Source organism: Marinovum sp. (assembly GCF_034669705.1).
Taxonomy (GTDB): domain Bacteria; phylum Pseudomonadota; class Alphaproteobacteria; order Rhodobacterales; family Rhodobacteraceae; genus Marinovum.
Genome location: NZ_JAXMOR010000028.1, coordinates 26,513 through 48,314, shown reverse-complemented (window position 1 = coordinate 48,314; position 21,802 = coordinate 26,513). Strand labels below are relative to the sequence as shown.

Below are 21,802 nucleotides of genomic sequence, written 5' to 3'. Positions count from 1 at the left end.
CGCATCGGCCCTATATAAGCCCTCTAAACCAGCAGGAGCGCGCGGTGCTGAGGTTCATCCTTTCTTTCTTTGGCGGAATTTTCACCGTGGTGACCATGGGGGCCGCCGCGGTGGCCCTGTCGATCGGCGCGATCTTCTGGGTCTATGGCCGCGACCTGCCGAGCCACGAATCGCTGGCCCAGTACACCCCGCCGACGATCAGCCGGATCTACTCCGGCGAAGGCCGGATGATCGACGAGTTCGCCCAGGAACGCCGGCTGTTCACCCCGGCCGAGGACATCCCCGATCTGGTCAAGGATGCCTTCATTTCGGCCGAGGACAAGAACTTCTACGAGCACGGCGGCTATGACGCCCGCGGCATCCTAGCTGCGGCGGTGCAGGCGGTGCAGTCGCGCGGCCAGAACGTGCGTGGCGCCTCGACCATCACCCAGCAGGTGATGAAGAACTTCCTGCTCTCCGGCGACCGCCGGATCGAGCGCAAGATCAAGGAGATCATCCTCGCCACCCGGCTCGAGGAAACCCTGCCCAAGGACCGCATTCTCGAGCTCTACATGAACGAGATCTTTCTCGGCCAGAACTCCTATGGCGTGACCGCCGCGGCGCAGACCTATTTCAACAAGACCCTTGGCGAGCTGGCGCCGCATGAGGCCGCCTTCCTCGCCTCGCTGCCCAAGGCGCCGTCTGATTTCCACCCGGTGCGGCGCAAGGACCGGCTGCTCGAGCGGCGCAACTTCGTGCTCGAGGAGATGATGGAGAACGGCGTCATCACCGAGGCCGTCTACCGCGACGAGGTCGCCCAGCCGCTGCGCTCGGTGCAGAACGGCGATTTCGAGAGCTTCAAGACCGCGCTGCCGCCGCGCGACTACTTCACCGACGAGATCCGCCGTCAGCTGTCGGAGGATTTCGGCGAGGGCGAGTTCTTCTCCGGCGGCCTGACCGTGCGCGCCACCGTTGACCCCGAGATGCAGGTGATCGCCGCCCATGCGCTGCAGAAGCAGCTTGAGCAGTATGACCGCGGCCTCGGCCGCTGGCGCGGCACCGGCAAGAGCATCGATGCCGCCGAGGTCGACAATTGGCGCGAGGCCTTGGCCGATGTGCGGGTGGCGCGTGACGTCACCCTCGAGAGCCCGTGGTACCCGGCGGTGGTGCTGGCGGTCGAGGACCAGCAGCTGCGGCTTGGCATCGAGGGCGTCGGCGAGGACGAGAACGCGCCCCATGCGGTGCCGCGCAACGACATCGAGTGGATCCGGGGCAGCTTTCAGGACAACTTCAAGGTCGGCGACATCGTTCATGTCCGCCGGATGACCACCGGCGACAACGGCACCGGCGACTTCCTCCGCTGGACCCTGCGGCAGGTGCCGGAAGTGCAGGGCGGCTTCATGGCGATGGACGTCAACACCGGGCGGGTGCTGGCGATGCAGGGCGGATTCTCCTACCAGCATTCGGTGTTCAACCGCGCCACACAGGCGCAGCGCCAGCCCGGCTCGTCGTTCAAGCCTTTCGTCTATGCCTCGGCGCTCGACAGCGGTTATACGCCCGCGACGATCATCGTCGACGCGCCGATCGAGATCGACACGCCACAGGGCGTCTGGCGGCCCAAGAACGCCTCGAACCAGTTCTATGGCCCGACGCCGCTCAGGACCGGCATCGAGCGGTCGCGCAACCTGATGACCATCCGTCTGGCGCAGGAGGTCGGCATGGACGTGGTCGGCAGCTACGCCGAGCGGTTCGGCGTCTATGACCGTCTCAGCCCGGTGCTGGCCAATGCGCTCGGGGCGCAGGAATCGACGCTGTTCAAGATGGTCGCGGCCTATGCGATGTTCGCCAATGGCGGCGAGCGGGTCGAACCGACGCTGGTGGACCGGGTGCAGGACCGCTATGGCAAGACCGTCTATCGCCACGACACCCGCGACTGCACCGATTGCGCCGACCCTTCGATCGCGCCCAGCTATGGCCCGCGGATCGTGTCGGACCGCGAGCGGGTGATGGACCCGGTCACCGCCTACCAGCTGACCTCGATGATGCAGGGCGTGGTCGAGCGCGGCACCGCCTCGAACTATGTCGACCTGCCGGTGCCCACCGCCGGCAAGACCGGCACCACCAATGACGCCAAGGATGTCTGGTTCGTGGGCTTCACCTCGAACGTGGTGGCGGGCTGCTACATCGGCTACGACCAGCCGCGCAGCCTTGGCCGTGGCGCCTCTGGCGGTGGCTTCTGCGGCCCGGTGTTCCAGCGCTTCATGTCAGAGGCGGTGAAGAAATACGGCGGCGGCAAGTTCAGCGTGCCGCCGGCCTGCCAGTTCATCAAGATCGACCGCTTCTCCGGCGCGCGGCTCTCCGACGGCGCCTCGGGGCCGAACGTGGTCAATGAATGTTTCCGGGAGGGCGAGGAGCCGGTGTTTGGCATCACCTTCGACGGCGGCTTTGCCATGGGGTCGAACTTCGAACAGATCGCGCCGGGCAACACCAGCAAGCAGGTCACCACATCGACCGGCCGGAAAGCCGTTGTTGGCCCCAAGGCCAGCTTCGGCACGCTGTCCTCGGGCGGGCTCTATTAAGCGCGTGCCCCGGCCCGTCCGGGCCGGGTGCGCGGCTCCGGTGGCTTGTCCATGGGCCGGGGGCTTGGTATCAGGCAGGTCTGAAACGCCTCAAGCCGGGAAGAGACATGCGCGCGGAAATCCAGAACAAGGTTGCTGAAATCGAGAAGTCGCTGGCGCTTTTGGCGCAGCGAATGGACTATGAGACCGCGCCGCACCGGCTGGAAGAATTCAACGCCATGACCGAGGATCCGGACCTCTGGAACGATCCCGAGAAGGCGCAGAAGCTGATGCGCGACCGGCAGATCCTGATGGACAAGGTCGCCGCCTACGAGAGCATGAAGCAGGAGCTGTCTGACAATCTCGAGCTGATCGAGATGGGTGAGATGGAAGACGACCAGGAGGTCGTGAGCGAGGCCGAGGCGGCGATCGTGGCGCTGCGCGACCGCGCGGCGCAGAAGGAGCTTGAGGCGCTCTTGGATGGCGAGGCGGATGCCAATGACACCTTCCTCGAGATCAACGCCGGCGCCGGCGGCACTGAGAGCTGCGACTGGGCGGCGATGCTGGCGCGAATGTATGTTCGCTGGGCCGAGGCGCGGGGTTACAAGGTCGAGCTGCAGTCGGAAAGCTCTGGCGAGGAGGCGGGGATCAAGTCCGCCGCCTACAAGATCTCGGGCCACAATGCCTATGGCTGGCTGAAATCCGAGAGCGGCGTGCACCGTCTGGTGCGGATCTCGCCCTACGATTCGGCGGCCAAGCGGCACACCTCGTTTTCCTCGGTCTGGGTCTACCCGGTGGTCGATGACAATATCGAGATCGAGGTCAACCCCTCTGACATCCGCATCGACACCTACCGCTCTTCGGGCGCCGGTGGCCAGCACGTCAACACCACCGACTCGGCGGTGCGGATCACCCACCATCCGACCGGCATCGTGGTGACCTCGTCCGAGAAATCGCAGCACCAGAACCGCGACATCGCCATGAAGGCGCTGAAATCGCGGCTCTATCAGCTTGAGCTCGACCGGCGGAATGCCGATATCAACGCCGCGCATGAGGCCAAGGGCGATGCCGGCTGGGGCAACCAGATCCGCTCCTACGTGCTGCAGCCCTACCAGATGGTGAAGGACCTGCGGACCGGTCACGAGACCTCTGACACCAAGGGGGTGCTGGACGGCGATCTTGATGGATTCATGGCCGCGACGCTGGCGATGGACGTGTCGGGCAAGAGCCGGGCGGAGGCGCAGGGCGAGGACTGAGGCTCGCCCAATGCCTGGTGTAACCTGAAGGATGACGCAGGCGCGTTAACAGCGGGCTGCAAGCCCGCCGCGCATCGTCATGCCGAAGGCATGCCTCTGGCATGATGCCGCCCGGACGGCGCGGTGATTTGGCTGCCTCCAGCGAGACGATCGTCGGTCGTACGGGCTTGGCGAACATGAAGTGCTCCGTCACAATCGTCGGATCGCCGCACCGCGGCCCGTCGATGCGCGGCTCTGACGCTCCTTAAGCACTGAGCAACCGCCGCCGTCCCGGCCTTGAGCCGGGACCTCGCGGCCGAGAAGCTGGTTCCAAACACAAAAAACCCGTGCCACACCGCCCGACATAGCCGGCCGCAGATCAGCCGTTGCCGCTGCCGGTAAACCGCCCGGCCTCTTCGGCGGCCTTGCGGATCGCCTTGGACTTGTTGACCGTTTCCATGAACTCGGCCTCGGGATCGCTGTCATAGACCACGCCACCGCCGGCCTGGATATAGAGCTTCTCGTCCTTCACCACGGCGGTGCGCAGGGCGATGCACATGTCCATGTCGCCCCCCGCGCTGAAATAGCCGACGCCACCGGCATAGACGCCGCGTTTCTCCGGTTCCAGCTCGTCGATGATCTCCATCGCCCGCACCTTGGGCGCGCCGGAGACCGTGCCGGCCGGCATCCCGGCGAGCAGCGCCGACAGGGCGTCGTGGTCCTCGGAAAGCTCGCCCACCACGTTCGAAACGATGTGCATCACATGCGAATAGCGCTCGACGATGAACTCCTCGGTGGGCCGCACGGTGCCGATCTTCGACACCCGGCCGGTGTCGTTGCGGCCGAGGTCGAGCAGCATCAGGTGTTCGGCCAACTCCTTCTTGTCGGCCAGCAGATCGGCCTCATACGCATCGTCCTGCTCCGGCGTGGCGCCGCGCGGGCGGGTGCCGGCGATCGGGCGGATGGTGACCTCGCGGCCGAACACCCGCACCAGGATTTCGGGGCTGGCACCCACAACCTGAAAGCCGCCGAAGTTGAAATAGAACATGAAGGGCGAAGGGTTGGTGCGCCTGAGCGACCGGTAGAGCGCGAAGGGCGGCAGCGGAAAATCCTGCGTCCAGCGCTGCGACGGCACTACCTGAAAGATATCGCCGGCACGGATGTATTCCTTGGCCTTCTCGACCGCGGCCAGGTAATCCGGCTTGGAAAAGTTCGACTGCGGCGCGCCGATCACCGCCGCCTCGCCGAGATCGCGGGTTTCCGAGGGCAGGGCACGCTCGAGATCGCGCACCGCGTCCATCACCCGCTCCGCCGCCTGGGCATAGGCGGCCTTTGCCGATTGCCCCTCGCGCACCCAGGCCGGGGCCACGACGGTAACCTCGCCCTTGACGCCGTCGAGCACGGCAATGACCGAAGGCCGCATCATCACCGCGTCGGGCAGGCCAAGGGGGTCGGGGTTCACGTCGGGCAGATGTTCGACCAGCCGGATCATGTCATAGCCGAGATAGCCGAAGAGCCCGGCGGCGGCCTGCGGCAGATCAGCCGGCAGGTCGATATGGCTCTCCTCGATCAGCGCCCGCAGCGAGCTCAGCGGATCGGCGTCGACGGGGACAAAGGCGTCGCGGTCAAAGCGCGCCTCGCGGTTGATCCGGGCTTTCTTGTCATGGCACTGCCAGATTACGTCGGGCTTCATGCCGATGATCGAATAACGGCCGCGCACCTCGCCGCCGGTCACCGATTCCAGCATGAAGGCATCGCGCGCCGCCCCCGTCAGCTTGAGCATCAGCGAGACCGGCGTGTCGAGATCGGCCGCAAGCCGGGCATAGACCACCTGGTTCTTGCCCGCGGCATAACCTTTGGCAAAACCGTCGAAGTCGGGCGTCAGGGCCATCTTGCGTCCTTACTGGAAGTTGGCGTGAACGGCGTTCAGCGCCTGCTGGTCGATCGAGATGCCGACCCGGGTCTGGATGTCGCTGGCCAGCGCCTGGAACATGTCATTGGAAAGGCCGGAGTTCACCTGCTGGTTCAGCGCCTGCAGGATCACCTGGTTCTCCTGGCTGTCGAAATCCGGGGCGGTGATCGCGTCGAGCCGGAGGATCACCGCGCGGCCCTGGTGCGGCAGGGTCAGGGTGCCGGTGGTGTCGAGGGCAAAGACCTGCTCCAGCGTATTGGCCGGCAGGTTCGGAAGCTGCCCCGAGCGGGTCTGGCCGGTGACGGTGGTGGGCGAGAGGCCGAGGCCCTCGAAGGTCTTGCCTTCGCCGAGGTCTGCCGCCAGCGCCTCGGCGCGCTCCAGCAGGCGGCGCTCGGTCTCGGCACGGGTCCAGTCGGTCTCGACGGCGGCGCGCACCTCATCGAGCGGCTGCGGTTCGGGCGGGTTCACGCCGTTGAGGCGGATGGCAAAGATGCCGCCGTCGCCCAGGGCCGCGACCTCTGGGAAATCCTCGGTGCTGACCGCGGCGGCGCGCTCGCGAAAGCTGTCGTAGCCCGCGATCTCGTTGTCGCTCTGCGGCGTCCAGTCGATCTGGCCAAGCACCATCTCGGTCTCCTCCGCCAGTTCCTCGAGCGTGGCGCCGCCGGCGAGCAGGTCGTCGATATCGGTGATCAGGCTGTCGATCACCCGGCGGGCGCGGTCCTGGGCCAGCTGCTCGCGCAGGATCGGGGTGGCCTCCTCGAAGGAGGTCGCCTGGGCCGGCAGCACGCCGTTGACGCGAAAGATCGCCGGGCCGAGATCGGAAGCGAAGGGGCCGACCACGTCGTCGACCTCGGCGGTGAAGATCGCCTCGGCAGCGGCGCCCAGGTCGCGGCGGGTGACATCGCCCATGTCGACGTCGGGCAGCAGCAGGCCGCGCGACGTGACCTCGGCCTCGAAATCGCTCTCGCCGCTCTCGATGCGGGCGATGGCGGCCTCTGCGGCCTCGGTGTCGGGCATCACCAGCCGTTCGACCAGCCGGCGTTCCTCTTGGTTGAAGCGGTCGGTCTGCTCGTCATAGGCCTCGCGCAGAGTGGTCTCGTCGACCTCGACGGTGTCGAGCAGCATTTCCGGCGTCAGCCAGGCATAGGTGATGTCGCGGCTCTCGGGGCGCGTGTAAGAGGCGATATTGTCTTGGTGGAAGGTGGCGAGCTCGTCCTCGGTGGGGGCCGGCACCGGGGTCTCTAGCGCGCTGTCGTCGAGCGCGGCCCAGGTGAAGGCGCGGGTCTCGCCGACAAAACCCAGCAGGGTTTCGACATAGGTGTCAGGCATCGGCGTGCCAGAGACCACGGCGGCCTGCAGGAGCGCGCGGGCGGTCTCCTCGCGCAGGTCCTGCTCGAACTCGGCCTCGTTGAGACCGGCGTTCTCCAGTGCAAAGCGATAGGTGTCGCGGTCGAAGCTGCCGCCAGCGCCCTGGAAGGCGGAGATGCCCATCAGCTCCTGCGCCACGGTCTCGTCACCGACCGAGACGCCGAGGCTCTCGGCCTCGCTGGTGATCGCGGTGGTGGTGATCAACTGGCTCAGCACGCGCTGGGGGATCTGAAGCGCCTGGGCCTGGGCAAAGGTCAGCGCCTGGCCGGTCTCGGCCTGGACGCTGCGCATCTCGTTCTGCAGGGCGCGGGCATAGTCATCGACGCTGATCGGCGTGTCGCCGACGGCGCCCACCGAGCGGACCGTGCCCGAGAGGTTGGTGGCGCCGAAGCCCGCCAGCCCGACAAAGAGCAGGCCCATGAGAATCCAGACCAATGTCTTGGAGATGCTGTTGCCTTTGGCCATGATCTGCCCCTGCTGTTACCGCCTTAATTGCGAGACGTGTCTACGCGCAGGCCGGGGCAGGGGCAAGAGGGGCAGGGCGGCTCTTCGGCCCGGTTCGGGCCCTCCTCGCCCGGGGCCGTGCCGGGGAAACGAGCCCGTCTCAGTCCTTGCCGCGGTAGGGTTCGACGTATTGCAGCGCCATGTCCCAGGGGAAGAAGATCCAGGTGTCCTGGCTGACCTCGGTGATAAAGCTGTTGACCTGTGGCCGGCCCATCGGCTTGGCGTAGACCGTGGCAATATGGGCCTTGGGCATATGGGTGCGGACCGCCTCGATGGTCTTGCCGGTGTCGACCAGGTCATCGATCACCAGCACCCCGGTGCCGTCGCCTACGACATCCATGTCGGGGGATTTGATCACCTTGGGTTCAGTCTGTTCCTGGTGGTTGTAGCTCTTGACCGAGATCGTATCGACCATGCGGATATCGAGCTCTCGCGCGACGATCATCGCCGGCGCCATGCCGCCCCGGGTGATCGCCACCACGGCGCGCCAGCCGCCATCGTCGGGGCCGTGCCCGTCCAGCCGCCAGGCCAGCGCCCGTGCGTCGCGGTGCAGCTGGTCCCAGCTGACGTGAAAACCTTTTTCATGTGGCAGACGATCGCTCATCTCCGGCCCTCCGTTTTTCTCGCGTCTAGCTGAACGGTCCGGAAAAAGGAAGCTGGCGGTTGGAAATTGTTGCGCGAGCCGGGCCTGCGGCTGCCCGTCACGGAGGCGCGCCGGCACTAACGGCGCACCTTGGGTGCGACGGGGTGGACAGCCGCTGGCCTCTCGCACTTTGCCTGCAACGTGCTGCCGGCAGGCGGTTGCCCTGCAAATGCCGAGAGACCGGCGGGCTGCGGCCCTGAATCCGGGCCGCCGACAATTACCCCTTGGTGATATCCGGGGCGTCGACCGCCTTCATGCCGACCACGTGATAGCCCGCGTCCACATGCAGGTTCTCGCCGGTCACGCCGGAGCCCAGGTCCGACAGCAGGTAAAGCGCCGAGCGGCCCACGTCATCGATCGTCACATTGCGGCGCAGCGGCGAGTTGTACTCGTTCCACTTCATGATGTAGCGGAAATCGCCGATCCCGGAGGCCGCCAGCGTCTTGATCGGGCCGGCCGAGATCGAGTTCACCCGGATGCCGTCCTTGCCCAGATCTTCCGCCAGGTAGCGCACCGAGGCCTCGAGCGCCGCCTTCGCCACGCCCATCACGTTGTAATGCGGCATCACCCGCTCGGCACCGTAATAGGTCAGCGTCAGCGCCGAGGCGCCGGGCTTCATCATCTTCTCGGCGCGCTGCATCACCGCGGTGAAACTGTAGACCGAGATGTCCATCGACAGGGTGAAGTTCGCCCGGCTGGTCTCGACATAGCGACCGCGAAGCTCGTTCTTGTCGGAAAAGCCGATCGCGTGGACGATGAAGTCCAGCTCGCCCCAGCGCTCCTTGAGCCCGTCAAAGAGCGCATCGATCGAATCCTCGTCGCCCACATCGCAGGGCAGGACGATGTCGCTGCCCAGTTGCGCGGCCAGCGGGCCGACCCGTTTCTTGAGCGCCTCGCCCTGATAGGAAAACGCGAGCTCGGCGCCCGCATCGGCCAGCGCCTTGGCGATGCCCCAGGCAATCGACTTGTCGTTCGCCAGCCCCATGATAAGGCCGCGTTTGCCGGCCATCAGCGTATTTGACATCTCGCATTCTCCGCTCAAGTGTCTCGAATGTCACGCTTATGGCATTGCACCCTATCCATCAAGGGCATGAACTCTCGAATGCGTCGGCGACGACGCGATATAAAACCGTTAGACTACCGTGAAAAGGAGCCGATCCATGTCGGAACGCAAAGGCATATTCGCCGGCGACAGCCCGTTCGAGATCTCGCGTCGCTGGCTGGCCGAGGCCGAAAAGACCGAGGTCAATGACCCCAATGCCATCGCGCTGGCCACGGTGGACGCGCAGGGCCTGCCCAATGCCCGCATGGTGCTGCTCAAGGATATCGAAGAGGGCAGCTTCGTCTTCTATACCAATTACGGCAGCGCCAAGAGCCGCGAGATCGAGGCCACCGGCACCGCGGCCTTCGTGATGCACTGGAAGAGCCTGCGCCGGCAGATCCGGGTGCGCGGCCATGTCAGCCGCGAGGACGGGCCGCAGGCGGATGCCTATTACAAGTCGCGCTCGCTCAAGAGCCGGCTGGGGGCATGGGCCTCGGATCAGTCGCGGCCGCTGGCTTCGCGCAGCGCGCTGATGGCCGAGGTTGCCAAGGTCACCGCGCAAAAGGGCTCCGACCCCGAGCGGCCGCCGTTCTGGGGCGGCTGGCGGATCACCCCGGTCGAGATCGAGTTCTGGGCGGACGGCGCCTTTCGCCTGCACGACCGCTTTGTCTGGCGGCGTCAATCACAAGGAGAAAGCTGGGAAATTTCACGACTTAACCCCTGAATTTTGCGTAACGTGAAATGCATTTCGCCGCTATATCAGGGATATGGGCTTGCATTTCACGATGGGTTGATTGCAAGTGTTAACCGGGATGAGAAAGAACTGAGTGCGTTTTGGAACAAGTAGAACACCAGCCCAGGCGGGTTGAGGGCCGGGTCAAATGGTTCGATCCGTTGAAGGGCTTCGGCTTTGTGGTGGCCGATGTCGGCGGGCCTGACATCCTGTTGCACTCCAACGTGCTGCGCAACTACGGGCAGAGCTCCGTGGCGGATGGCGCGCATGTGGTTGTGGACATACAGGAGACCCCGCGCGGCATTCAGGCCGTGGCGGTGGTCGAGATCCAGCCGCCCGAAGATGACGGCTCGCCGCCCCTGGCCGACTTCGAGATCGTCGATCCCGAGATCATCGCCGCCGCCGAACTCGAGCCCGCGCGGGTGAAATGGTTCGACAAGGCAAAAGGCTTTGGCTTTGCCAACGTCTTTGGTAGACCGGAAGACGTGTTCCTGCATGTCGAGGTTCTGCGCCGCTCCGGCCTGTCCGACGTGCAGTCTGGTGAGGCTCTGGGTCTGCGCGCCATCGAGGGCAAGCGCGGCCGGATGGCGGTTGAGGTATGCCCATGGGAAAGCGGATTGAAACACGGCTGATCGCGGCGGTCCTTGCCCTGTTTGCCCTGACACAGGTCGCCAGTGCCGCCTGTCAGCCTGGCAAGATCGAACTGGCCGGCGAGCGCGGGGTGGTGAGCTTTGATGTCTCGGTCGCCGACAGTTTCGCGTCGCGCGGCCGTGGGCTGATGTTCGTCAAGGACATGGCCGACAGCGCGGGCATGCTGTTCATCTACGGGGTGACCCGGCCGGTGAGCTTCTGGATGAAGAACACCTATATCCCGCTCGACATGATCTTTATCGACCGCCGCGGCGTGGTGAAGAAGGTGCATGCCAACGCGGTGCCGCATGACACCACCTCGATTTCGAGCGACGTTCCGATTCGCAGCGTGCTGGAGATCAACGGCGGGCTGGCCGAGAAGCTGGGCATCGGGCCCGGCACCCTGGTGCGCCATGCCGACCTGCCGCAAACCGGTGTCGCCTGGCCCTGCTGAGGCCGCCGGCAAGGCTTTCGTCGCGCGCAGGTGCCTTTGCGCTTTTCTTTGCCGCGCGGTCGGATTAAGAAGCCCTCGGTTTCGGGGCGTAGCGCAGCCTGGTAGCGCGACGGTTTTGGGTACCGTAGGTCGCAAGTTCGAATCTTGCCGTCCCGACCATTCACCCACATCACACCAAATGACGTCCTTCCAAGTGATTCACATCACAGCGGATGACTCTGGGAACCACCAGATATAGTGGTCAGCCGGTGGGTGGACCCCGAGACACGCTGCGCATTGCGCCGGCAGGATGTGACTTTTGCGCATGGATGCGGGCCTTGCGAATTTTTCTGCACATGCGAATAACTTTTCCTCCAAAACCCGGCGGGGGCAGGGGATAAACCCTGGGTTCCGTTACGGCGCGTGCCGGTAAACCGCCTGAAAAACTGGACAAAATTTTGCCCCCCGCTTGTGGGTAATCTTGTGCGTAATCCGAGGCTGAATCGGGGACATGTCAGTGGGGCAGACGGTCAAGGCATTTTTGCCCGTTTGAGATGAAATTTCGATGTTGACGCTCTAGGGCTGAATACGTCAAATTGTGGAGGTCGCCGAAAAGTACACAAGATGTTGTGGATGAGAGCGGCGGGAACGAACAGCAACCTACACACGCCACGGGGCCGCGGATGGCCCTGTCAGACCGCCCCGGTCAGGGGCTCGACGCGCCGCCGGCACCGGCGGGGGCAGGGGTGCGACATATTTTTCTGGCGGCACGGCCGCGACGGCGCTGGGCCGGGACCACAGGGTAAGAGGCAAGACAGAGATGAAAATCGACAGACGGTTCACCAAGGCAGGGCAGGACGCCTACGCAGAGATCGACTTCGTGACCACCGCGTCGGAAATCCGCAACCCTGACGGCACCATCGTCTTTCGCCTCGACAACGTCGAAGTGCCGGCCGCCTGGAGCCAGGTCGCCAGCGACGTGATCGCGCAGAAATACTTCCGCAAGGCCGGCGTGCCGACCGAGCTGAAGAAAGTGCGTGAAAAGGATGTGCCCGAGTTCCTCTGGCGGTCGGTCCCCGCCAATGACGACACCCCGCGCACCGGCGAGACCTCGTCCAAGCAGGTGTTCGACCGGCTCGCCGGCGCCTGGACCTACTGGGGCTGGAAGGGCGGCTATTTCTCGACCGAGGCCGACGCCCAGGCCTATTACGACGAGATGCGCCACATGCTGGCGACCCAGCGCGCCGCGCCCAACAGCCCGCAATGGTTCAACACCGGCCTGCACTGGGCCTACGGCATCGACGGCCCGGGTCAGGGCCACTATTACGTCGACTACAAGACCGGCAAGCTGACCCGCTCGAAGAGCGCCTACGAGCACCCGCAGCCGCATGCCTGCTTCATCCAGTCGGTGGCCGATGATCTGGTCGGCGACGGCGGCATCATGGATTTGTGGGTGCGCGAGGCGCGGCTGTTCAAGTATGGCTCCGGCACCGGCACCAACTTCTCGAGCCTGCGTGCCGAGGGCGAGGCGCTGTCGGGTGGCGGCAAATCCTCCGGCCTGATGGGCTTTCTCAAGATCGGCGACCGCGCGGCCGGCGCGATCAAGTCCGGTGGCACCACGCGCCGTGCCGCCAAGATGGTGATCTGCGATGCCGACCACCCGGACATCGAGGAATTCATCAACTGGAAGGTCAAGGAAGAGCAGAAGGTCGCGTCGATCGTCGCAGGATCGAAGATGCACGAGAAGATGCTGAACGGCATTTTCGAGGCCATCGGCGCATGGGACGGCAAGGTGGAAGACGCCTATGACCCCACCAAAAACGACGCCCTGAAGGGCGCGATCCGCTCGGCCAAGCAGGTGATGATCCCCGAGACCTATATCAAGCGGGTCCTGGATTACGCCCGCCAGGGCTATTCCAGCATCGAGTTCCCGACCTATGACACCGACTGGGACAGCGAGGCCTATGCCTCGGTCTCCGGCCAGAACTCCAACAACTCGATCCGCGTCACCAATGCCTTTCTCGAGGCGGTCAAGAGCGGCGACACATGGGCGCTGCTGAACCGCACCGACGGCAAGGTCGCCAAGGAAATCGACGCCCGCGAACTTTGGGAGCAGGTCGGCCACGCCGCCTGGGCCTGTGCCGATCCGGGCATCCAGTACCATGACACCGTCAATCAGTGGCACACCTGCCCCGAAGACGGCGAGATCCGCGGCTCGAACCCCTGTTCCGAGTACATGTTCCTCGACGACACCGCCTGCAACCTGGCCTCGATGAACCTGCTGACCTTCTATCAGGACGGCAAGTTCCAGTCCGAGGACTACGTGCATGCCACGCGCCTGTGGACCCTGACGCTGGAAATCTCGGTCACCATGGCGCAGTTCCCGTCCAAGGAAATCGCCCAGCTGTCCTATGACTTCCGTACCCTCGGCCTCGGCTACGCCAATATCGGCGGGCTGCTGATGAACATGGGCTACGGCTATGACAGCGAAGAGGGCCGGGCGCTTTGCGGCGCGCTCACCGCGATCATGACCGGCGTGGCCTATGCCACCTCGGCCGAGATCGCCGGCGAGCTCGGTGCCTTTTCGGGCTACGAGCGCAATGCGCAGCACATGCTGCGGGTGATCCGCAACCACCGCACCGCCGCCTATGGCCGCACCACCGGCTATGAGGGGCTTGCCATCAACCCGGTGGCGCTGGACCAGGTGAACTGCCCCGAGGACGGTCTGGTCGAGATGGCCAAGGGCGCCTGGGACGAGGCACTGCGGCTGGGCGAGAAGCACGGCTATCGCAACGCCCAGACCACGGTGATCGCGCCCACCGGCACCATCGGTCTGGTGATGGATTGCGACACCACCGGCATCGAGCCGGACTTCGCCTTGGTGAAGTTCAAGAAGCTCGCGGGGGGTGGCTACTTCAAGATCATCAACCGCTCGGTTCCGGCGGCACTGGAGAAGCTCGGATATTCCTCCTCCCAGATTGAAGAGATCATCTCCTATGCCGTCGGTCACGGCAGCCTCGGCAATGCGCCTGGCATCAACCACACCTCGTTGATCGGCCACGGCTTCGGCAGCACCGAGATCGAGAAGATCGAGGCGGCGCTGGCCTCGGCCTTCGACATCCGCTTCGTGTTCAACCAGTGGACCCTCGGCGAGGCCTTCTGCACCTCGGTCCTCGGCATCCCGGCGGCCAAGCTGAACGACCCGACCTTCGACCTGCTGCGCCACCTCGGCTATACCCGCGCCGACATCGAGGCCGCCAACGACCACGTTTGCGGCACGATGACCCTCGAAGGCGCGCCGCATCTGAGCGAAGACCACTACGTGATCTTCGACTGCGCCAACCCCTGCGGCAAGCGCGGCAAGCGGTTCCTCTCGGTCAACAGCCACATCGACATGATGGCGGCGGCGCAGAGCTTCATCTCGGGCGCGATCTCCAAGACCATCAACATGGCCAATGACGCCACCATCGAGGATTGCCAGGCGGCCTACGAGCGCTCGTGGAAGATGGGGATCAAGGCCAACGCGCTCTACCGCGACGGCTCCAAGCTGAGCCAGCCGCTGGCGGCGGCGCTGGTCGAGGATGACGAAGAGGCGGCCGAGGTGCTCGAAACCGGCACACAGACCGAAAAGGCGCAGGTGCTGGCCGAAAAGATCGTCGAGAAGATCATCGTCAAGGAGATCATCAAGTCCGAGCGCGAAAAGATGCCGGAACGCCGCAAGGGCTATACCCAGAAAGCCGTGGTCGGCGGCCACAAGGTGTATCTGCGCACCGGCGAATATGCCGACGGCACCCTGGGCGAGATCTTCATCGACATGCACAAGGAAGGCGCCGGCTTCCGCGCGATGATGAACAACTTCGCCATCGCCGTCTCGGTGGGCCTGCAATACGGCGTGCCGCTCGAGGAATTCGTCGACGCCTTCACCTTCACCAAGTTCGAGCCTGCCGGCATGGTGCAGGGCAACGACTCGATCAAGAATGCCACATCCATCCTCGACTACATCTTCCGCGAGCTGGCGGTGTCCTACCTGGACCGCACCGATCTGGCCCATGTGAAGCCCGAGGGCGCCAGCTTTGACGATCTGGGCCGCGGCGTCGAGGAGGGGCAGCCCAACGTCACCGAGGTCAGCGAAAGTGCGGCCACCAAATCGCTGGAAGTGCTGAAACAGATCAGCTCGTCCGGCTACCTGCGCAAACGTCTGCCCCAGGAGCTGATTGTGCTCCGGGGCGGTCAGACGAACAATCCGGTCACGGCCCTCCAGACCCTGGTTCCGGAAGTTCGCAAGGGCGGCGGCACCACTGCGGCCACGGTGACGACCACAACCGCAGTGGCCAGCGGCGCGGTGTCGATGGACGCCCGCGTCAAGGCCAAGATGCAGGGCTACGAAGGCGACCCCTGCGGCGACTGCGGCAACTACACGCTGGTGCGCAACGGCACCTGCATGAAGTGCAACACCTGCGGCGGGACGTCGGGGTGTAGCTGAGAGGTTATATGATGCCTATAGAAGACAGCGATACAGCAAGACGGTCGACTGGTATTCGATTGGAGAATTGTTCTCAAGTGTCCATCGAAAACGTCAGGGGTATCGGGATCGATACGCTGATTTCAGCAGAAAAGTCAGACCAAATCAGGGTAAAAAATATCGACCAATACGGCGGTAGTCAGGTTTTTCGAGGCCAACAGGTTACGGACCTTGAAATAACAGACGTCACGTTTGTCAGTGGGGCAGAGTTTTCTGACTTGATAGATAAAATCCTTCTGACGCGGGATGGGCAGAAGCTTCTGGTCGGTTTGAAGCAAGCAGCGGAGAAGGGGGCGTCTAAATCCGAACTCCAGCGTCAAGCGAGAGGCTCGAAGGTCGGCCTGTGGCTTGAGAGCCAAAAATTTACGGATTGGGCAGGTCTTTTGCTCCGTTTGTGCGAACGCCTATAAGGCCGATTCAATTTTCAAGGGCGGGTGCGCTCGCCCCTTGCACAGCCGGGCCGCAGGCGATGACCAGTCGAGCGGTGGAATGATGAGCCTGGTTCGTGAAACTGGGGCGCCCCGGCGCCCCTTTTTCTTTTCTTGGTGCTATGGAGTCGCGTGATTTCAGCGCCTTACAGTCCGATGTTCACCTGCTGTGTCATGCGCGCCGCCGTAGGGTGGGTTTTCAACCCACCGCCCCCCGGCGGCGGCCAAATCGCCGCATCCTAAACCGCTGAAAAATACATACCCACAGGCCGGCACACATTTACCCCATTGGCCAACCTTTTGAAATCTTGTCGTTCTTGCCACGTCCCTCTGCTCTCACACACATCCATCCACAGAATTACCCCGACTTTCCACAGCCCCCGCGACAGGCATTTTCCCGCAGCCTGCCGCGGGGGTCTTTCCTTTTCCCGGAACCCGTGAAATAGGGAAGCGTCAAATGCTGCTACTTGAAGAGGACCGCCGAATGGAGATTCGTGAGGCTCTGACATTTGACGATGTGCTGCTGGTTCCGGCTGCGTCCAATGTCCTGCCCAACACCGCCGACACCACCACCCGGGTCACCCGCGCCATCGGGATGAACATCCCGCTGCTCAGCTCGGCGATGGACACCGTCACCGAAAGCCGCATGGCGATCACCATGGCCCAGGCCGGCGGCATCGGCGTGATCCACAAGAACCTCAGCGTCGAAGCCCAGTCGCGCGAAGTGCGCCGGGTCAAACGCTTCGAGAGCGGCATCGTCTACAACCCCGTCACCCTCCGCGTCGACCAGACCCTGGCCGATGCCAAGGCCTTGGTGGAGCGTTATAATTTCACCGGCTTCCCGGTGGTCGACGAAGCCGGCCACGTGGTCGGCATCCTCACCAACCGCGATATGCGCTTCGCCTCGAGCGATGCGACGCCGGTCAAGGTGATGATGACCACCGACAACCTCGCCATGCTGGCCGAGCCGGCGGACCTCGAAGAGGCGAAATCGCTGATGAAGGCGCGCCGGATCGAAAAGCTGCTGGTGCATGACGGCAAGGGCAAGCTGACCGGCCTGCTGACGCTGAAAGACACCGAACAGGCGGTGCTCAACCCCACCGCCTGCAAGGATGCGTTGGGCCGTCTGCGTGTCGCCGCCGCCACCTCGGTGGGCGACGCGGGCTTCGAGCGCACCGGCGAGCTGATCGATGCTGGCGTCGACATCGTGGTGATCGACACCGCCCATGGCCATTCCGCCGGGGTGATCGACGCGGTCAGACGTGCCAAGCAGCTCTCGAACGAGGTGCAGGTGATCGCCGGCAATGTCGCCACCGCCGAGGCCACCAAGGCGCTGATCGATGCCGGCGCCGATGCGGTCAAGGTCGGCATCGGCCCGGGCTCGATCTGCACCACCCGCATGGTCGCCGGCGTCGGCGTGCCGCAGCTCACCGCGGTGATGGATTGCGCCCAGGCCGCCGGTGAGGTGCCGGTGATCGCCGATGGCGGCATCAAGTTCTCGGGCGATTTCGCCAAGGCGATCGCCGCCGGCGCCTCCTGCGCCATGGTCGGCTCGATGATCGCCGGCACCGACGAGAGCCCGGGCGAGGTGATCCTCTATCAGGGCCGCTCGTTCAAGGCCTACCGCGGCATGGGCAGCCTCGGCGCCATGGCGCGCGGCTCGGCCGACCGCTACTTCCAGAAGGACGCCGCCAGTGACAAGCTGGTGCCCGAGGGGATTGAAGGTCAGGTCGCCTACAAGGGCTCGGCCGGCGCGGTGATCCACCAGCTGGTGGGCGGTCTGCGCGCCGCCATGGGCTATACCGGATGCGCCACGGTCGAGGAGATGCGGAGCAATTGCAGCTTCGTCAAGATCACCGGCGCGGGCCTGCGCGAGAGCCATGTGCACGACGTTCAGATCACGCGGGAATCGCCGAATTATCGCGTCGGATAATCAGCGGGAGAGGCACCTCTTGCGCAGCCCCGCAGTGGCGGAACAGATACGATGACATCCGGAACAGCCCGGCTCCGGACAGCGCATCAGGTCCGTCACTGAGCACAAACCGACCGCCGAGCGCGCCAGCCGATGCGCTCGGAATACGCGTCCTCGCCCGCACCGTCTGGATACGGGATGTCCGAGAACCCCACCGCCAGTCAAGGCAACACGCAACTGATCGCGATGCTGTCGCGGACCGAGGTGATGCAGCCGGAGGCAGGCGACTGGACCACCGCCAGGTAGTCGGCTGCGGCGGCATGGGTGCAATTGTCGGCAACGATCAGCGCGCCGGCTCGTAGACTGGGGCGCAGCAATTCGAAGATCGGCAGATACGCGCTCTTCCAGCCGTCCAGAAAGAGCATGTCGATCGGTCCGGACACGGGTCTCAAGGTCTCGCGCGCGTCGCCTTCGAGCAGCGTGATCGCATCTGCCAGTTCCGTGGCCGCGAAAGTCGCGCGCAGCGCGGCGCATTTGTCCGGGTGCACCTCGGTCGTGATCAGGGTGCCGGCGTTGTCCCGCGCCGCGGCCGCGAGGTAGAGCGAACTTATGCCGTAGGAGGCGCCGAATTCGACGATCCTGCCGGCCTTGATCGCACGGGCGAGGATATAGAGCAGGCGCCCCTCGTCGGGCGATACGGCGAGGTAGAACTCTCCCAGCCGAACCAGCGCGCCGCCGCCGCCGGCGTTGACTGTGGCATCGGTGGTGCCGGTCCGGTCACGCCAACGCCTGGCGTCTCGCGCGGCGGCCGCGTGCAGAGCGTCAAGCACAGCGCGGGTGGCAGGATAATGATCGAGTGTCATTGTGGACCCTTCGCCCCAAAGCCATCGGGGCTGCCTGCATGCCCCGCTGCCAAGCCCCGAGCGGTCATTCGGCCGGCTGCGCGTGGGGTTCGGCCCGCATCTGATCCGTCGCTCCGACGCCGTGCCGCAAGACCACGAAGACGAAAATCGCCATGGACAGCACCGCAAGGACCGAGCCCAGCTTGGCGACGGTCTCGCCTTGACCGGTGATCGCCAGAACGATCCCGGGTGTCAGTACCAGCACCGCCGCCGTTACCAGACCATAGTGAATTGACGCGATGCGCGCCGCGGCGGCCCGAGGGGTCAGCGCATAGTAGGCGCCAAAGACCGACATCGCGACGAAACCGATCAGGTTCAGGTGACCATGTGCCGGCGAGAGCGTGTGATCCTGCGTCGCGGACATCTGGATGCCCCAGACCATGCCGCACAGCGCAAAGAGCGCGCCCGTGCCAAAGAACCAGGTTGCAATCGATTTCATCGGTCTCTTCCTTTCCTGAGGGGGCCGCGGCCAGCTGTCGGGCCGGGGGGGATCGTTTTCCGCAGATTACCGATCAGAAATCTATATGAGAAATCGATTGATCATATTACTGATATAACCATGGCTAATTTATCGAGCTTCGATCTGAACCTGCTGCGCGTCCTTGATGCGCTGCTGCAAGAGCACTCGACGGTGAAGGCGGGCAAGCGGCTGGGCCTGTCGCAACCGGCGGTCTCCGCGGCGTTGGCCCGATTGAGGGCCGCATTGGACGACCCGTTGTTCTTCCGCCGGGGGCAGGGGTTGGAGCCCACGGATCATGCGCTGTCGCTCGAGGCCGAGTTGCGCGAGGTGCTGGACCGGATCGGACGCCTCATCGCGGGGCCGGGGCCCTTCGATCCGTTGACGGCGCAGCATCGGTTTCGGATCTCGGGCAGCGATTTCTTCGCCGAGATGCTCCTGCCGGGTCTGGCCGAGCGGCTGCAGACGGTGGCCCCCTTGATGCGCGTGCATCTGGTCGACCTGGTCCCAGACAATTACGTGGACACGCTTGAGCGATACGAGGTCGACCTTGCGCTTATCCCCGAAACGCGGTTTCCGGACTGGACGGACAGCCAACCGCTGTTCCGATCCTCCTTCTCGGTGGTCGCGCGGTCAGGGCACCCGCGGCTCAGGCAGGCCGGGCTGGTCACCGGCGACGTCATGCCGATCGAGCTGTTCTGCGAGCTTGGCCACGTGCTGTTTTCGCCCGAGGGAAACGAGCGGGCGATGGGCGATGCGGCTCTGGCCAGGGTCGGACGGCACCGGCATGTGGTCATGACGATGCCGGTGTTTTCGGGTGTATACCGCGCGGTTGCCGGGTCCGATCTCATCGCACTCCTCCCCACCACACTGGCGCATCAGGTCGCCGCGTCGGTCGGTCTCGATGTCTTGCGTCCGCCAGTCCCGGTGGCGTCGGTCCAGCTGGTTCAGGTCTGGCATCGTCGGTACACCTCCAGCCCGGCCCATGTCTGGATGCGGCGACAGGTCGCGGACGTGTTGCGCCCTCTCGAGGACGCCGAGTGAGGCTGGCCCAAGGGCGGCCCGCATTGTTTGGAGCGCAATTCGAGACCTGCCGTTTCTACCACCGACCGTCACAGACATCGGGAACCGGGGCCGCTGGTCCAACCGCGCGGCCGTTTTCAACGCTCAGAGGTGGCCTTCCCTCCAGACCGTTCCGAGTGTAGACCTGCGGTCTGAAGGTGCGGATGATCCCAGTTGATGCGATGGAGTGAATTAAGTGAGCAAAATCAAAACTAAAAAAGCAATCTTTCACCCTATGCATGACGGGCGATTTCCGCAAGAACGCCTCAACGACCGGGTCTGCGGATGACGCCGGCAGCACGGGTCCAGACGGCAGGCGAACTGCTCGACACGATCCTGGCGGGGCAGCCGGCCGAGCAGGCGCTGACACGCTGGGCGCGTGGCAATCGCTATGCCGGCTCCAAGGACCGGGCCGCGATCCGCGATCTCGTCTTCGACGCGCTGCGCCGCAAACGCTCCTACGGGGCGCTCGGCGGGGCGGTCACCGGCCGCGGATTGATGCTCGGCGCGCTGCGTGCTGCCAACATGCCGGTCGACCCGGTTTTCACCGGCGACCGCTTCATGCCCACACCGGTGACCGAAGTGGAACGGGCCGCCTTTCGCGGCCCGACCGAGGCGGAGGCCCGCGACCTGCCGGACTGGCTTTGGCCGCATTTCACCGCGTCGCTGGGCGATCAGGCCGAGGCCGAGGCCCGCCTCCTGCGCGACCGGGCCGAAGTATTCCTTCGCGTCAACCTGTTGAAATCCGACCTCGAAACGGCCCGGGCGGCGCTTGACGCCGAGGGTATCGTCTCGCAGCCGCACCCGCTTTCTCCCACGGCTCTGCAGGTGACCGAGGGCGCGCGTCGGGTGCATCTCTCCTCCGCCTATCGCGACGGTCTGGTCGAGTTGCAGGACGCGGGCTCACAGGCAGTTGTCGATCTGCTCGATCTGCAGCCCGGGCAAAGCGTGCTCGATTTCTGCGCCGGCGGGGGCGGCAAGGCGCTTGCGGTGGCAGCCCGCACCGGCGATGAGGTCACCGCCTATGACATTGATCCCGCCCGCATGACCGAGATCCCGGCCCGCGCCCAACGCGCCGGCGCACAGATCGCGATTTTGCCTGAACCGAGAGGCACGTATGACATGGTGCTGTGCGATGCGCCCTGTTCCGGCAGCGGCTCCTGGCGGCGCGCGCCCGAGGCGAAGTGGCGTCTGACCAAAGACCGCCTGGCCGAGCTCTGCACCATGCAGGACGAAGTGCTCGACGCGGCCGTGCCGCATGTCGCCGCCGGCGGCACGCTCGCCTATGCCACCTGCTCGCTGCTTGCCGAGGAGAATTCCCACCGGATCGCCGCCTTCCAGGCCCGCCACCCGGATTGGCACGTGGTCCGCGAGCGGCAGTTCCGGCTGCTGGACGGCGGCGACGGCTTCTATGTGGCACTGTTGAAACATCTGTAAACCTGTGCTCCACTCAACTTCAGGGTGAGACTGCTTCGAAGGTCT

General features: G+C 64.7%; 16 protein-coding genes and 1 tRNA gene. 11 read left to right on the top strand and 6 right to left on the bottom strand.

Features of this window, described 5'->3' with window-relative positions; genetic code table 11:
* Positions 1-44 precede the first annotated feature (44 nt).
* The gene (locus tag VOI27_RS17445; RefSeq protein ID WP_323766863.1) at positions 45-2,558 is read left to right on the top strand and encodes a PBP1A family penicillin-binding protein; all 2,514 of its coding nucleotides are present in this window, start codon (positions 45-47) and stop codon (positions 2,556-2,558) included.
* A gap of 107 nt (positions 2,559-2,665) precedes the next feature.
* A complete protein-coding gene (gene prfB / locus VOI27_RS17440) occupies positions 2,666-3,793 on the top strand; it encodes a peptide chain release factor 2 (protein WP_323766861.1) in 1,128 nt (375 codons plus the stop codon).
* 358 nt (positions 3,794-4,151) lie between these two features.
* Here prfB and trpE read toward each other — a convergent pair whose 3' ends face one another.
* From trpE to fabI, 4 genes are all read right to left on the bottom strand, one after another.
* Positions 4,152-5,663 (bottom strand): anthranilate synthase component I, encoded by a 1,512-nt coding sequence (trpE, locus tag VOI27_RS17435; RefSeq protein WP_323766859.1) that lies wholly within the window; start codon positions 5,661-5,663, stop codon positions 4,152-4,154.
* Positions 5,664-5,672: 9 nt separating this feature from the next.
* Positions 5,673-7,517 (bottom strand): peptidylprolyl isomerase, encoded by a 1,845-nt coding sequence (locus VOI27_RS17430; protein WP_323766857.1) that lies wholly within the window; start codon positions 7,515-7,517, stop codon positions 5,673-5,675.
* A 139-nt stretch (positions 7,518-7,656) separates the two neighbouring features.
* A complete protein-coding gene (gpt, locus tag VOI27_RS17425) occupies positions 7,657-8,160 on the bottom strand; it encodes a xanthine phosphoribosyltransferase (protein ID WP_323766855.1) in 504 nt (167 codons plus the stop codon).
* Positions 8,161-8,416: 256 nt separating this feature from the next.
* Positions 8,417-9,223, bottom strand: coding sequence for an enoyl-ACP reductase FabI (gene fabI / locus VOI27_RS17420; protein WP_323766853.1), 807 nt, complete (start codon positions 9,221-9,223; stop codon positions 8,417-8,419).
* 136 nt (positions 9,224-9,359) lie between these two features.
* Here fabI and pdxH point away from each other — a divergent pair, with 136 nt between their 5' ends.
* The 7 genes from pdxH (at position 9,360) to guaB (ending at position 17,920) form a co-directional block, all read left to right on the top strand.
* Positions 9,360-9,965, top strand: a complete 606-nt coding sequence (gene pdxH / locus VOI27_RS17415; protein ID WP_323766851.1) for a pyridoxamine 5'-phosphate oxidase — start codon at positions 9,360-9,362, stop codon at positions 9,963-9,965.
* A 110-nt stretch (positions 9,966-10,075) separates the two neighbouring features.
* On the top strand, positions 10,076-10,606 hold the full coding sequence (locus VOI27_RS17410; protein WP_323766849.1) for a cold shock domain-containing protein: 531 nt from the start codon (positions 10,076-10,078) through the stop codon (positions 10,604-10,606).
* The gene (locus VOI27_RS17405) at positions 10,579-11,058 is read left to right on the top strand and encodes a DUF192 domain-containing protein (protein WP_323766847.1); all 480 of its coding nucleotides are present in this window, start codon (positions 10,579-10,581) and stop codon (positions 11,056-11,058) included. Before VOI27_RS17410 ends, VOI27_RS17405 begins: the two co-directional genes overlap by 28 nt.
* A gap of 82 nt (positions 11,059-11,140) precedes the next feature.
* Positions 11,141-11,217, top strand: a tRNA-Pro gene (locus VOI27_RS17400).
* A 640-nt stretch (positions 11,218-11,857) separates the two neighbouring features.
* Entirely contained in the window at positions 11,858-15,520 is a 3,663-nt protein-coding gene (locus VOI27_RS17395) for a vitamin B12-dependent ribonucleotide reductase (RefSeq protein WP_323766846.1), read from the top strand.
* 11 nt (positions 15,521-15,531) lie between these two features.
* Positions 15,532-15,969 carry a hypothetical protein gene (locus tag VOI27_RS17390; protein WP_323766844.1) on the top strand — a complete coding sequence of 146 codons (438 nt, stop codon included), beginning with the start codon at positions 15,532-15,534 and terminating at the stop codon, positions 15,967-15,969.
* A gap of 502 nt (positions 15,970-16,471) precedes the next feature.
* Entirely contained in the window at positions 16,472-17,920 is a 1,449-nt protein-coding gene (gene guaB, locus VOI27_RS17385; RefSeq protein WP_323766842.1) for an IMP dehydrogenase, read from the top strand.
* Between the two features lie 200 nt (positions 17,921-18,120).
* On the opposite strand, the gene VOI27_RS17380 is transcribed toward guaB, so the two are convergent.
* Together VOI27_RS17380 and VOI27_RS17375 are read right to left on the bottom strand one after the other, a co-directional pair.
* Complete coding sequence (locus VOI27_RS17380) at positions 18,121-18,762, bottom strand: O-methyltransferase (RefSeq protein ID WP_323766840.1); 642 nt, start codon at positions 18,760-18,762, stop codon at positions 18,121-18,123.
* A gap of 64 nt (positions 18,763-18,826) precedes the next feature.
* Entirely contained in the window at positions 18,827-19,240 is a 414-nt protein-coding gene (locus tag VOI27_RS17375; RefSeq protein WP_323766838.1) for a hypothetical protein, read from the bottom strand.
* Positions 19,241-19,360: 120 nt separating this feature from the next.
* On the opposite strand from VOI27_RS17375, the gene VOI27_RS17370 reads away from it, so the two are divergent.
* Complete coding sequence (locus VOI27_RS17370; protein ID WP_323766836.1) at positions 19,361-20,302, top strand: LysR family transcriptional regulator; 942 nt, start codon at positions 19,361-19,363, stop codon at positions 20,300-20,302.
* Between the two features lie 303 nt (positions 20,303-20,605).
* Positions 20,606-21,757 (top strand): RsmB/NOP family class I SAM-dependent RNA methyltransferase, encoded by a 1,152-nt coding sequence (locus VOI27_RS17365; protein ID WP_323766834.1) that lies wholly within the window; start codon positions 20,606-20,608, stop codon positions 21,755-21,757.
* Positions 21,758-21,802 lie beyond the last annotated feature (45 nt).

What these genes read in the sequence shown, in the direction of transcription:
- prfB (WP_323766861.1), top strand. Translation starts at nt 2,666, where the DNA reads ATGCGCGCGGAAATCCAGAACAAGGTTGCTGAAATCGAGAAGTCGCTG.
- trpE (WP_323766859.1), bottom strand. Translation starts at nt 5,663, where the DNA reads ATGGCCCTGACGCCCGACTTCGACGGTTTTGCCAAAGGTTATGCCGCG.
- VOI27_RS17430 (WP_323766857.1), bottom strand. Translation starts at nt 7,517, where the DNA reads ATGGCCAAAGGCAACAGCATCTCCAAGACATTGGTCTGGATTCTCATG.
- gpt (WP_323766855.1), bottom strand. Translation starts at nt 8,160, where the DNA reads ATGAGCGATCGTCTGCCACATGAAAAAGGTTTTCACGTCAGCTGGGAC.
- fabI (WP_323766853.1), bottom strand. Translation starts at nt 9,223, where the DNA reads ATGTCAAATACGCTGATGGCCGGCAAACGCGGCCTTATCATGGGGCTG.
- pdxH (WP_323766851.1), top strand. Translation starts at nt 9,360, where the DNA reads ATGTCGGAACGCAAAGGCATATTCGCCGGCGACAGCCCGTTCGAGATC.
- VOI27_RS17405 (WP_323766847.1), top strand. Translation starts at nt 10,579, where the DNA reads ATGGGAAAGCGGATTGAAACACGGCTGATCGCGGCGGTCCTTGCCCTG.
- VOI27_RS17395 (WP_323766846.1), top strand. Translation starts at nt 11,858, where the DNA reads ATGAAAATCGACAGACGGTTCACCAAGGCAGGGCAGGACGCCTACGCA.
- VOI27_RS17390 (WP_323766844.1), top strand. Translation starts at nt 15,532, where the DNA reads ATGCCTATAGAAGACAGCGATACAGCAAGACGGTCGACTGGTATTCGA.
- guaB (WP_323766842.1), top strand. Translation starts at nt 16,472, where the DNA reads ATGGAGATTCGTGAGGCTCTGACATTTGACGATGTGCTGCTGGTTCCG.
- VOI27_RS17380 (WP_323766840.1), bottom strand. Translation starts at nt 18,762, where the DNA reads ATGACACTCGATCATTATCCTGCCACCCGCGCTGTGCTTGACGCTCTG.
- VOI27_RS17375 (WP_323766838.1), bottom strand. Translation starts at nt 19,240, where the DNA reads ATGAAATCGATTGCAACCTGGTTCTTTGGCACGGGCGCGCTCTTTGCG.
- VOI27_RS17370 (WP_323766836.1), top strand. Translation starts at nt 19,361, where the DNA reads ATGGCTAATTTATCGAGCTTCGATCTGAACCTGCTGCGCGTCCTTGAT.
- VOI27_RS17365 (WP_323766834.1), top strand. Translation starts at nt 20,606, where the DNA reads ATGACGCCGGCAGCACGGGTCCAGACGGCAGGCGAACTGCTCGACACG.